Origin of the sequence: Neisseria sp. HMSC070F02 (genome assembly GCF_001814225.1) — a bacterium.
GTDB classification, from domain to species: Bacteria; Pseudomonadota; Gammaproteobacteria; order Burkholderiales; family Neisseriaceae; genus Neisseria; species Neisseria meningitidis.
This window is the reverse complement of record NZ_KV815481.1, coordinates 43,497-55,866: the sequence shown is the minus strand read 5'-3', so window position 1 is coordinate 55,866 and position 12,370 is coordinate 43,497. Positions and strand designations below refer to the sequence as shown.

Genomic DNA, 12,370 nt, shown 5'->3' with positions numbered 1-12,370 from the left:
GATTCCCGCTTTCGCGGGAATGACGGCGGAGGGTTTTTAGTTTTCCCGAAAATGCACATCATCCAAAATCCCGTTATTCCCACAAAACAGAAAATCAAAAACAGTAACCTGAAATCCCGTCCTTCCCTCCCGTGCGGGAATCCGACTTATCTGGTTTCGGTTCTTTTTCTCGTTTCAGGTGATTTCTAAACCGTCATTCCCGTGCAGGCGGGAATCTAGGTCTTTAAACTTCAGTTTTTTCCGATAAATTCTTGCCGCATTAAAATTCTAGATTTCCGCCTGCGCGGGAATGACGGCGGAGAGGTTTTTTGTTTTTCCTGATTTTTCATTGCGATGTAGTGTGATGTAGTGTGATGTAGTATATAATCATTATAATTTTAACACTTGACAAAGGAAAATTTCTCATGACACTGAAAGCAAGCAAGCAAGCAAGCAAGCAAGCAAGCAAGCGGTCGGGTTAATCTATTAACATTATCTGTTTTATCGCTGTTTTGCACGCCATATGTTTGAGGTTCGGATGCGTACGATCCCGTCAAAGAAGCCGAGATTAAAAACAAATTTATTTTAGAAGCGGCGGAAGACAGAAATTCCCACGTTTGGCGCGGCCCGTGCAGCATATCTTTTGATTGCTTCGGTATGTTCAGAGCTCAGCTTGGTTCAAATACTCGTTCTACCAAAATCGGCGACGATGCCGATTTTTCATTTTCAGACAAGCCGAAACCCGGCACTTCCCATTATTTTTCCAGCGGTAAAACCGATCAAAATTCATCCGAATATGGGTATGACGAAATCAATATCCAAGGTAAAAACTACAATAGCGGCATACTCGCCGTCGATAATATGCCCGTTGTTAAGAAATATATTACAGATACTTACGGGGATAATTTAAAGGATGCGGTTAAGAAGCAATTACAGGATTTATACAAAACAAGACCCGAAGCTTGGGAAGAAAATAAAAAACGGACTGAGGAGGCGTATATAGAACAGCTTGGACCAAAATTTAGTATACTCAAACAGAAAAACCCCGATTTAATTAATAAATTGGTAGAAGATTCCGTACTCACTCCTCATAGTAATACATCACAGACTAGTCTCAACAACATCTTCAATAAAAAATTACACGTCAAAATCGAAAACAAATCCCACGTCGCCGGACAGGTGTTGGAACTGACCAAGATGACGCTGAAAGATTCCCTTTGGGAACCGCGCCGCCATTCCGACATCCATACGCTGGAAACTTCCGATAATGCCCGCATCCGCCTGAACACGAAAGATGAAAAACTGACCGTCCATAAAGCGTATAAGGGCGGTGCGGATTTCCTGTTCGGCTACGACGTGCGGGAGTCGGACGAACCCGCCCTGACCTTTGAAGAAAAAGTCAGCGGAAAATCCGGCGTGGTTTTGGAACGCCGGCCGGAAAATCTGAAAACGCTCGACGGGCGCAAACTGATTGCGGCGGAAAAGGCAGACTCTAATTCGTTTGCGTTTAAACAAAATTACCGGCAGGGACTGTACGAATTATTGCTCAAGCAATGCGAAGGCGGATTTTGCTTGGGCGTGCAGCGTTTGGCTATCCCCGAGGCGGAAGCGGTTTTATATGCCCAACAGGCTTATGCGGCAAATACTTTGTTTGGGCTGCGTGCCGCCGACAGGGGCGACGACGTGTATGCCGCCGATCCGTCCCGTCAAAAATTGTGGCTGCGCTTCATCGGCGGTCGGTCGCATCAAAATATACGGGGCGGCGCGGCTGCGGACGGGCGGCGCAAAGGCGTGCAAATCGGCGGCGAGGTGTTTGTACGGCAAAATGAAGGCAGCCGACTGGCAATCGGCGTGATGGGCGGCAGGGCCGGCCAGCACGCATCAGTCAACGGCAAAGGCGGTGCGGCAGGCAGTTATTTGCATGGTTATGGCGGGGGTGTTTATGCTGCGTGGCATCAGTTGCGCGATAAACAAACGGGTGCGTATTTGGACGGCTGGTTGCAATACCAACGTTTCAAACATCGCATCAATGATGAAAACCGTGCGGAACGCTACAAAACCAAAGGTTGGACGGCTTCTGTCGAAGGCGGCTACAACGCGCTTGTGGCGGAAGGCGTTGTCGGAAAAGGCAATAATGTGCGGTTTTACCTGCAACCGCAGGCTCAGTTTACCTACTTGGGCGTAAACGGCGGCTTTACCGACAGCGAGGGGACGGCGGTCGGACTGCTCGGCAGCGGTCAGTGGCAAAGCCGCGCTGGCATTCGGGCAAAAACCCGTTTTGCTTTGCGTAACGGTGTCAATCTTCAGCCTTTTGCCGCTTTTAATGTTTTGCACAGGTCAAAATCTTTCGGCGTGGAAATGGACGGCGAAAAACAGACGCTGGCAGGCAGGACGGCACTCGAAGGGCGGTTCGGCATTGAAGCCGGTTGGAAAGGCCATATGTCCGCACGCATTGGATACGGCAAAAGGACGGACGGCGACAAAGAAGCCGCATTGTCGCTCAAATGGCTGTTTTGATGCGTCGGGAAATGTTTTGACGTACAGGCGGCACACCGGCACGGCACCGCGCGCCGCCCCGCAAACCAATCCGAACCCTGCCGCCCCGAAGGGCGGGGCATCATGATGAAACCGGCGGAAAACCGCCGGTTTTTTGCCGCCGTTTGAAACCCGATTCTGGCTTCAGACGGCATTGTCGCGGCATCGGGCGGCAGGGTTTGGAACAGCGGCATAAAAAACTGATACAATCCGCCGGTTGATAATGGTTATTTTTTATTTTTGTGGGAAGACATTTATGCCTGCACGAAACAGATGGATGCTGCTGCTGCCTTTATTGGCAAGCGCGGCATATGCCGAAGAAACACCGCGCGAACCGGATTTGAGAAGCCGTCCCGAGTTCAGGCTTCATGAAGCGGAGGTCAAACCAATCGACAGGGAGAAGGTACCGGGGCAGGTGCGGGAAAAAGGAAAAGTTTTGCAGATTGACGGCGAAACCCTGCTGAAAAATCCCGAATTGCTGTCCCGCGCGATGTATTCCGCAGTGGTCTCAAACAATATTGCCGGTATCCGCGTTATTTTGCCGATTTACCTACAACAGGCGCAGCAGGATAAGATGTTGGCACTTTATGCACAAGGGATTTTGGCGCAGACAGACGGTAGGGTGAAAGAAGCGATTTCCCATTACCGGGAATTGATTGCCGCCCAACCCGACGCGCCCGCCGTCCGTATGCGTTTGGCGGCGGCATTGTTTGACAACAGGCAGAACGAGGCGGCGGCAGACCAGTTCGACCGCCTGAAGGCGGAAAACCTGCCGCCGCAGCTGATGGAGCAGGTCGAGCTGTACCGCAAGGCATTGCGCGAACGCGATGCGTGGAAGGTAAATGGCGGCTTCAGCGTCACCCGCGAACACAATATCAACCAAGCCCCGAAACGGCAGCAGTACGGCAAATGGACTTTCCCGAAACAGGTGGACGGCACGGCGGTCAATTACCGGCTCGGCGCGGAGAAAAAATGGTCGCTGAAAAACGGCTGGTACACGACGGCGGGCGGCGACGTGTCCGGCAGGGTTTATCCGGGGAATAAGAAATTCAACGATATGACGGCAGGCGTTTCCGGCGGCATCGGTTTTGCCGACCGGCGCAAAGATGCCGGGCTGGCAGTGTTCCACGAACGCCGCACCTACGGCAACGACGCTTATTCTTACACCAACGGCGCACGCCTTTATTTCAACCGTTGGCAAACCCCGAAATGGCAAACGTTGTCTTCGGCGGAGTGGGGGCGTTTGAAGAATACGCGCCGGGCGCGTTCCGACAATACCCATTTGCAAATTTCCAATTCGCTGGTGTTTTACCGGAATGCGCGCCAATATTGGATGGGCGGTTTGGATTTTTACCGCGAGCGCAACCCCGCCGACCGAGGCGACAATTTCAACCGTTACGGCCTGCGCTTTGCCTGGGGGCAGGAATGGGGCGGCAGCGGCCTGTCTTCGCTGTTGCGCCTCGGCGCGGCGAAACGGCATTATGAAAAACCCGGCTTTTTCAGCGGTTTTAAAGGGGAAAGGCGCAGGGATAAAGAATTGAACACATCCTTGAGCCTTTGGCACCGGGCATTGCATTTCAAAGGCATCACGCCGCGCCTGACGTTGTCGCACCGCGAAACGCGGAGTAACGATGTGTTCAACGAATACGAGAAAAATCGGGCGTTTGTCGAGTTTAATAAAACGTTCTGATTGCTGTTCCTTTTCGGAGGAAACCCTGCCGGCGGCGGTATCACGGCGGGCATCGGCGGCTTTCGGGCGGTGCTTTGCGTGCCGCCGCGTGTGCGGAAACGCATTCCGGTTTTTCCGGCATAACGGCGATGCGAGGTAAAATGCCGTCTGAAACCCGATTCGGGCTTCAGACGGCATTGTCGCGGTTGCGGCGGGCGGGTTCACTAGATTCCGTCAAAGGTTTTCGCGCCGCGCCAAAATTTCCACCTGTCGGCGGGTTTGAAGGTCAGCGTACCGCCGTGTTGTCCGTCCGTGGTGATGTCCAGCCGTTTGATTTTGCCGGTACGGACGGCTTCGTAGATCGGTGCGAACCAGTGTTCTTCCCACTGCTGTAAAACCGATGCATACCGCTCCCTGTCCCCTGTCAGGGCGGTCAGGCGCAAATCGTCCATAAACAGGATATGGTGCGTGTCGGGCAGGTGTGCCGCCGTTTCTTCATAGGCGCGGAAGTTGTCGGGCAATGCGCGGCGGTCGGGGTGGAAACGGCTCCAAACCGTATCGGCGAAAAGCGTGCCGCCTTGACTGCTTCCGTGCAGACTGTCCCAAAGCCATAAGCCGTTCAACTCGGGCAGCCCGCGTTTCTTGCGGTTATGGTTGACGGGGTGTGCCGCCAGCCACATTTGGATTTCGGTTTGGACGCGCAGCCATTCCAACGAGTCTTTCCCGTCCGGCTGATCGTCCGCGCCCAATAATCCGCCCAAGTCCAAAACGGGCTTCGCGCCCCAGCGGTACGCGCGGGGAAGGGAAACCAGCCATAATTCGGGCAGGACGGGCGTGAAATGCCAGGGAGTATCGGCGTAAAATTCAGACAAATCGCGGCAGAGGCGTTCGGCTTCATCCGTACCGACGTTCAGATATTCCGCCGTCAGTACATTTGCCTGATGCAGCCCCATTTTTTGCCAGACGGGCGTGGCGAGCGCGACGGCTTCAGACGGCATATTCAGGCTTTGCGCCGCGCGTTCCGCCAGTCTGCCGCACCACAAATAACGCGCGTAAAATGCCGAAGCCGTGCAGCTTTGGCGATACGGCGAGCCGTATTGCAGGATTTTGTTGAAGGCGTGCAGGCATAGAGGTATTCGGATTTCGTCTTCATCCAAATTGAGCGAGGGGAGGGCGAGGGTGAGTTTCATCGTTTGACGTTTCAGAAATGCAGGTCAGGCGCAACATTATAGAGGATTCGGCGCAAACGCCGTCAAAAAGGAACAATATGGCTGTCTTCCCACTTTCGGCAAAACATCGGAAATACGCGCTCCGTGCGCTTGCCGTTTCGATTATTTTGGTGTCGGCGGCATACATTGCTTCGACAGAGAGGACGGAGCGCGTCAGACCGCAGCGCGTGGAACAAAATCTGCCGCCGCTGTCTTGGGGCGGCAGCGGCGTTCAGACGGCATATTGGGTGCAGGAGGCGGTGCAGCCGGGCGACTCGCTGGCGGACGTGCTGGCGCGTTCGGGTATGGCGCGGGACGAGATTGCCCGAATCACGGAAAAATATGGCGGCGAAGCCGATTTGCGGCATTTGCGTGCCGACCAGTCGGTTCATGTTTTGGTCGGCGGCGACGGCGGCGCGCGCGAAGTGCAGTTTTTTACCGACGAAGACGGCGAGCGCAATCTGGTCGCTTTGGAAAAGAAAGGCGGCATATGGCGGCGGTCGGCTTCTGAGGCGGATATGAAGGTTTTGCCGACGCTGCGTTCGGTCGTGGTCAAAACGTCGGCGCGCGGTTCGCTGGCGCGGGCGGAAGTGCCCGTCGAAATCCGCGAATCCTTAAGCGGGATTTTCGCCGGCCGCTTCAGCCTTGACGGTTTGAAGGAAGGCGATGCCGTGCGCCTGATTTACGACAGCCTGTATTTCCACGGGCAGCAGGTGGCGGCGGGCGATATTTTGGCGGCTGAAGTCGTTAAGGGCGGCACAAGGCATCAGGCGTTCTATTACCGTTCGGACAAGGAAGGCGGAGGGGGCGGCAATTATTACGATGAAGACGGCAGGGTGTTGCAGGAAAAAGGCGGCTTCAACATCGAGCCGCTGGTCTATACGCGCATTTCTTCGCCGTTCGGCTACCGCATGCACCCCATCCTGCACACTTGGCGGCTGCACACGGGCATCGATTATGCCGCACCGCAGGGAACGCCGGTCAGGGCTTCCGCCGACGGCGTGATTACCTTTAAAGGCCGGAAGGGCGGATACGGCAACGCGGTGATGATACGCCACGCCAACGGCGTGGAAACGCTGTACGCGCACTTGAGCGCGTTTTCGCAGGCACAAGGCAATGTGCGCGGCGGCGAGGTCATCGGTTTTGTCGGTTCGACAGGGCGTTCGACCGGGCCGCACCTGCATTACGAGGCACGCATCAACGGGCAGCCCGTCAATCCTGTTTCAGTCGCATTGCCGACACCCGAATTGACGCAGGCGGACAAGGCGGCGTTTGCCGCGCAGAAACAGAAGGCGGACGCGCTGCTTGCGCGCTTGCGCGGCATACCGGTTACCGTGTCGCAATCGGATTGAAGTTTGAACCGGCGACGAAAACAATGCCGTCTGAAAATCTGCAAACCGGTTTTCAGACGGCATTTGCAGTTGATTAAAATAAAATTAAGCCAAGGAAGCACTGCCGTCATTCCCGTACGGGCGGGAATCCGGACACCACGGCACGGAAACCCATCCGCCGTCATTCCCGCGAAAGCGGGAATCTAGAAATACAACGCGGCAGGAGTTTATCGGAAATGACTGAAACCCAACGCACCGGATTCCCGCTTTCGCGGGAATGACGAAGTGGCGGGAATCCGGATTTATCCGTTCCGGCAGTGTTTGCAAATAAAAGAAAACCCAACCGTCCCGATTCCCGGCAGGGCTGTGTTACGGATTTTGCAGCGAGGGCGCGGGGCGGTCTTGCGCCTGTTTGGTTTGCAGGGTCGTCAGTTTTTTCGTCAGCAGATTCAGAATCACGCCGTAGGCGGGCAGGAAAAACAGACCGCAGACGGTGAGTTTGAACAGGTAATCGACCAAGGCGATGCCCTGCCAGTTTGCCGCCATAAATTCATCGCTGCTTGCGTAGAAGGCAACGGCGAAAAATACCAGCGTATCCAAGGCGTTGCCGATGACGGTTGATGCGGTCGGGGCAATCCACCACGCTTTCAGACGGCGTAATTTGTTGAATACAAAAATATCGAGGATTTGTCCGAGCGCGTAGGCGGCAAAACTTGCCAGCGCGATGCGTCCGACAAAGGTGTTGAATTCGGACAGTGCGCCCAAGCCCGTCCAACTGCCGTTGTGGAACAAAACGGAAAAGACGTAGGAAAGCAAAAGGGCGGGGAACATGACCCAAAAGATAATCCGCCGTGCCAAGTGCGAACCGAAAATGCGGACGGTCAAGTCGGTGGCAAGGAAGATGAAGGGGAAGGAAAATGCGCCCCAAGTGGTGTGGATGCCGAAAATTTGGAAGGGGAACTGCACCAGATAGTTGCTGGCGGCGATGATGAGGATATGAAAAAGCACCAGCCAGAAGAGTGCCTTCTGTTGCTGTGCGTCGGTAAATGCGTACATAAAAATCTTTCGGAAAAGCGTTCAGACGGCATACCGTATCGAAGGAATGCCGTCTGAAATACGGGAAGGATGGTTTATTGTGCGTCGTGCTCAAACAGGCGTTTACGCGCCAATGCTTCAAACTCGGTGCCTGCTTTGCCGTAATTGGCAAACGGATGAATGGCGATGCCGCCGCGCGGTGTGAACTCGCCGAATACTTCGATGTATTTCGGATCCATCAGGGCAATGAGGTCTTTCATGATGATGTTGACGCAGTCTTCATGAAAATCGCCGTGGTTGCGGAAGCTGAAGAGGTAGAGTTTCAGGGATTTGCTTTCCACCATTTTGATGTGCGGAATGTAGCGGATGTAGATGGTGGCGAAGTCGGGCTGCCCGGTCATGGGGCAGAGGCTGGTGAACTCTGGGCAGACGAATTTGACGAAATAGTCGTTGTCGGGATGTTTGTTGTCGAATGCTTCGAGAATTTCAGGCGCGTAGCCGGTCGGATATCGGGTTTTCTGATTACCCAAAAGCGAGATGCCTTGCAGCTCTTCGGTATTGCGGGACATAGGGTTTCCTTAGTTTTTTAGTGTGGGAGGTTTTCGAACCACGGGGCGGCGATTGTAATATAAGCGGCGGTATCTGTGTAGTTTTCTTCAGACGGCATGGTTTGGACGGCGGCGTTTTCCGTGTCATATATAGTGGATTAACAAAAACCAGTACGGCGTTGCCTCGCCCTAGCTCGAAGAGAACGATTCTCTAAAGGGCTGAAGCACCAAGTGAATCGGTTCCGTACTATTTGTACTGTCTGCGGCTTCGCCGCCTTGTCCTGATTTTTGTTAATCCATTATATAAACGAAATATATTTTCAGTTTTGCCGCCTGAAGCGTTGTTTTTTGAATATTGCATCTAAAATACTGACTTGATTGCGTTATTGCGCGGATATAGAATCTGCTTCCTATTGAAAGAACATTGTTTATATGAAATCAGGAAATTCGGAACCCAATCTTATGGATACGCACACGGACGAAACAAAACTTCAAAACACGCAAGCCAAACGCAAACGCCGCCTGACGGCATTGACGCTGCTGTTCGCGCTTGCCGCCGTAGCCGCCGGGTCGGCGTTTTTTTTATGGTGGCAGCACGAAGAGGAAACGGAAGACGCTTATGTTGCCGGACGCGTGGTTCAGGTTACGCCGCAAAAGGGCGGTACGGTGCGGAAGGTTTTGCACGACGATACGGATGCCGTGAAAAAAGGCGACGTGCTGGCGGTATTGGACGACGATAATGATGTGCTGGCTTACGAGCGGGCAAAAAACGAGCTGGTTCAGGCGGTGCGGCAAAACCGCCGGCAAAATGCCGCCACTTCGCAGGCGGGGGCGCAGGTTGCCTTGCGCCGGGCGGATTTGGCACGCGCACAGGATGATTTGCGCCGCCGGTCTGCTTTGGCGGAATCGGGCGCGGTGTCCGCCGAAGAGCTGGCACACGCCCGTGCGGCAGTGTCTCAGGCGCAGGCGGCGGTCAAAGCGGCTTTGGCGGAAGAGTCTTCGGCACGCGCGGCTTTGGGCGGAGATGTTTCTTTGCGCGAACAGCCGGCGGTTCAGACGGCAATCGGCAGGTTGAAAGATGCGTGGTTGAACCTTCAGCGGACGCAAATCCGCGCGCCGGCGGACGGTCAGGTGGCGAAGCGTTCGGTGCAGGTCGGGCAGCAGGTGGCGGCAGGCGCGCCGCTGATGGCGGTGGTGCCGCTGTCGGATGTGTGGGTGGATGCCAATTTTAAAGAGACGCAGTTGCGGCATATGAAAATCGGACAGCCTGCCGAACTGGTGTCCGATTTGTACGGCAAACAAATTGTTTATCGCGGCAGGGTGGCAGGGTTTTCGGCAGGTACGGGCAGCGCGTTTTCGCTGATTCCGGCGCAAAACGCAACGGGCAACTGGATTAAAGTGGTGCAGCGCGTCCCCGTCCGTATCGTGCTGAACCGCGAAGATGTGGACAGGCATCCGTTGCGTATCGGTTTGTCGATGACGGTTAAAGTGGATACTTCCGCCGCAGGCGCGCCTGTTTCAAAAACGCCGGGTGCGGCATTGCCGGAAATGGAAAGTACCGACTGGTCGGAAGTCGATCGGACGGTCGATGAAATCCTCGGGCAATCCGCGCCCTGATGCCGTCTGAAACGGAGGACACAATGGATTATCCACCGCTTAAGGGTGCGGCATTGGCGTGGGTTACGCTGTCTTTGGGGCTTGCCGTATTTATGGAAGTTTTAGATACGACTATCGCCAATGTCGCCGTTCCCGTCATCGCCGGCAACCTCGGTGCGGCAACCACGCAGGGGACGTGGGTCATTACTTCTTTTGCTGTGGCAAACGCCGTTTCCGTGCCGTTAACGGGCTTTTTGGCAAAACGTATCGGCGAGGTCAAATTGTTTACCGCCGCCGCTGTCGGTTTCGTCATCACATCATGGCTGTGCGGCATCGCGCCCAACCTTCAGGCTTTGGTGTTTTTCCGCATCTTGCAGGGTTTTATCGCCGGGCCGCTGATTCCCCTGTCGCAAAGCCTGTTAATGGCATCCTATCCGCCCGCAAAACGGACGCTGGCACTGGCATTGTGGGCAATGACCGTCGTTGTCGCCCCTGTTCTCGGGCCGATACTCGGCGGCTGGATTTCCGGAAACTGGCATTGGGGTTGGATTTTCTTCATTAATATCCCTATCGGTATCATATCGGCATGGATTACATGGAAACATTTGAAATATCGGGAAACGGAAACCGTTAAAATGCCGACCGACTATGTCGGGCTTACATTGATGGTAGTCGGTATCGGCGCGTTACAGATGATGCTGGACAGGGGTAAGGAACTCGACTGGTTCGCCTCTGGAGAAATCATTACCTTGGGCGTAGTCGCACTGGTGTGTTTGTCGTATTTTATTGTTTGGGAATTGGGAGAAAAATATCCGATTGTCGATTTATCGCTGTTTAAAGATCGGAATTTTACCGTCGGCGTAATTGCCACATCATTGGGTTTTATGGTGTATATGGGGACGCTGACCTTGCTGCCGTTAGTGTTGCAGACCAACCTGGGCTATACCTCCACGTGGGCGGGGCTTGCCGCCGCACCCGTCGGCATCCTGCCCGTCTTCCTGTCTCCGTTAATCGGCAGGTTCGGCAATAAAATCGATATGCGCCTGCTCGTAACCGCCAGCTTCCTGACCTTTGCCTTTACTTTCTATTGGCGCACCGATTTTTATGCCGACATGGATATCGGCAACGTCATCTGGCCGCAGTTTTGGCAGGGGGCAGGCGTTGCCATGTTCTTCCTGCCGCTGACCACCATCACACTGTCGCACATGAAGGGCGGACAGATTGCCGCCGCAGGCAGCCTGTCGAATTTCTTGCGCGTGCTGATGGGCGGTGTCGGCGTATCCGTCGTCAGCACCCTGTGGGAACGGCGCGAAGCGTTGCACCATACACGCTTTGCCGAACACATCACGCCATATTCCGCGACATTGCACGAAACGGCGGCGCATTTGTCCCAGCACGGCGTTTCCGACATTCAAACCGCAGGTATTATCAACAATACCATTACCCAGCAGGGTTTTATTATCGGCTCGAACGAAATCTTTATGGCGGGCAGCCTGCTGTTCATCATCATGATTCCTGTCATATGGCTGGCAAAACCGCCGTTCCACAACGGCGGCGGCGGTGGACATTGAGGGATTTGAAAACTTGAAATGCCGTCTGAAAATACTGGAAATATGTTCGGACGGCATTTTGAATGCAGCAGTTCCCGAAATCCGCTATAATCGCGCCCCATCTGTTTCGCACCTGCAAACGTTCCGCAGATGCGACAATCGGAAGGATTATCCGCGCAAAACAGCCGTTTTTCTTTAAAACACTTGAACTAACACTGTTTTTCGTGGTATAAATCGCGTTTTACTATTTTAGAAGTTTGGAGACTGATTATGGCACGAGTTTGCAAAGTGACCGGCAAACGCCCGATGTCCGGCAACAACGTATCGCACGCCAACAACAAAACCAAACGCCGTTTTTTGCCCAACTTGCAATCACGTCGTTTTTGGGTAGAAAGTGAAAACCGCTGGGTTCGCCTGCGCGTTTCCAACGCTGCACTGCGTACCATCGACAAAGTAGGCATTGATGTCGTATTGGCTGATTTGCGTGCTCGCGGCGAAGCTTAATTTAAACACTATTTAATTAAGGATTACTGCAATGCGCGATAAAATCAAACTGGAATCCAGTGCAGGTACTGGTCACTTCTACACCACTACCAAAAACAAACGCACTATGCCCGGCAAACTGGAAATTAAAAAATTCGATCCGGTTGCCCGCAAACACGTAGTGTACAAAGAAACCAAACTGAAATAATTTCAGTTTGAAAGCAAAGCCTCCGACTGTTCGGAGGCTTTTTTATTTTTATCGTGTTTCTTTTCCGCTTGAAACATCTGCCGTATGCGAATCTGCTGCAAACCGTCTGCCAAGGATAGAGAACGATTCTCTAAAGGTGCTAAGCACCAAGTGAATCGGTTCCGTACTATTTGTACTGTCTGCACTTCGGTCGCCTTGTCCTGATTTTTGTTAATCCACTATAATACA

Annotated in this window: 9 protein-coding genes, 1 pseudogene and 1 riboswitch; of the genes and pseudogenes, 7 read left to right on the top strand and 3 right to left on the bottom strand. The window is 53.7% G+C overall.

The annotated features are described in order from the left end of the window. Positions 1-414 precede the first annotated feature (414 nt). Positions 415-2,496 (top strand): annotated as a pseudogene (locus HMPREF2959_RS09365) (autotransporter outer membrane beta-barrel domain-containing protein); the annotation flags it as partial. Between the two features lie 241 nt (positions 2,497-2,737). After that, entirely contained in the window at positions 2,738-4,204 is a 1,467-nt protein-coding gene (locus tag HMPREF2959_RS09360) for a surface lipoprotein assembly modifier (protein WP_014581324.1), read from the top strand. A 203-nt stretch (positions 4,205-4,407) separates the two neighbouring features. On the opposite strand, the gene HMPREF2959_RS09355 is transcribed toward HMPREF2959_RS09360, so the two are convergent. Further along, positions 4,408-5,373 carry a hypothetical protein gene (locus HMPREF2959_RS09355; RefSeq protein ID WP_070696727.1) on the bottom strand — a complete coding sequence of 322 codons (966 nt, stop codon included), beginning with the start codon at positions 5,371-5,373 and terminating at the stop codon, positions 4,408-4,410. Between the two features lie 77 nt (positions 5,374-5,450). On the opposite strand from HMPREF2959_RS09355, the gene HMPREF2959_RS09350 reads away from it, so the two are divergent. After that, positions 5,451-6,743 carry a DD-carboxypeptidase/endopeptidase Mpg gene (locus tag HMPREF2959_RS09350; RefSeq protein ID WP_002243231.1) on the top strand — a complete coding sequence of 431 codons (1,293 nt, stop codon included), beginning with the start codon at positions 5,451-5,453 and terminating at the stop codon, positions 6,741-6,743. Positions 6,744-7,091: 348 nt separating this feature from the next. On the opposite strand, the gene HMPREF2959_RS09345 is transcribed toward HMPREF2959_RS09350, so the two are convergent. Next, positions 7,092-7,778: a 7-cyano-7-deazaguanine/7-aminomethyl-7-deazaguanine transporter gene (locus HMPREF2959_RS09345; RefSeq protein WP_002243232.1), complete on the bottom strand. Its 687-nt coding sequence runs from the start codon at positions 7,776-7,778 to the stop codon at positions 7,092-7,094. A 74-nt stretch (positions 7,779-7,852) separates the two neighbouring features. After that, positions 7,853-8,326 carry a preQ(1) synthase gene (queF, locus tag HMPREF2959_RS09340; RefSeq protein ID WP_002228968.1) on the bottom strand — a complete coding sequence of 158 codons (474 nt, stop codon included), beginning with the start codon at positions 8,324-8,326 and terminating at the stop codon, positions 7,853-7,855. Positions 8,327-8,329: 3 nt separating this feature from the next. Continuing rightward, a riboswitch (PreQ1 riboswitch) is annotated at positions 8,330-8,374 on the bottom strand. Positions 8,375-8,767: 393 nt separating this feature from the next. On the opposite strand from queF, the gene farA reads away from it, so the two are divergent. The 4 genes from farA (at position 8,768) to rpmG (ending at position 12,142) form a co-directional block, all read left to right on the top strand. Next, positions 8,768-9,922, top strand: coding sequence for a fatty acid resistance MFS efflux transporter adaptor subunit FarA (gene farA / locus HMPREF2959_RS09335; protein WP_002243233.1), 1,155 nt, complete (start codon positions 8,768-8,770; stop codon positions 9,920-9,922). 23 nt (positions 9,923-9,945) lie between these two features. Further along, complete coding sequence (gene farB, locus HMPREF2959_RS09330) at positions 9,946-11,472, top strand: fatty acid resistance MFS efflux transporter permease subunit FarB (RefSeq protein ID WP_002221963.1); 1,527 nt, start codon at positions 9,946-9,948, stop codon at positions 11,470-11,472. A gap of 249 nt (positions 11,473-11,721) precedes the next feature. Beyond that, complete coding sequence (gene rpmB / locus HMPREF2959_RS09320; protein WP_002216391.1) at positions 11,722-11,955, top strand: 50S ribosomal protein L28; 234 nt, start codon at positions 11,722-11,724, stop codon at positions 11,953-11,955. 31 nt (positions 11,956-11,986) lie between these two features. After that, complete coding sequence (gene rpmG / locus HMPREF2959_RS09315; RefSeq protein ID WP_002212306.1) at positions 11,987-12,142, top strand: 50S ribosomal protein L33; 156 nt, start codon at positions 11,987-11,989, stop codon at positions 12,140-12,142. The last annotated feature ends 228 nt before the right edge of the window (positions 12,143-12,370 follow it).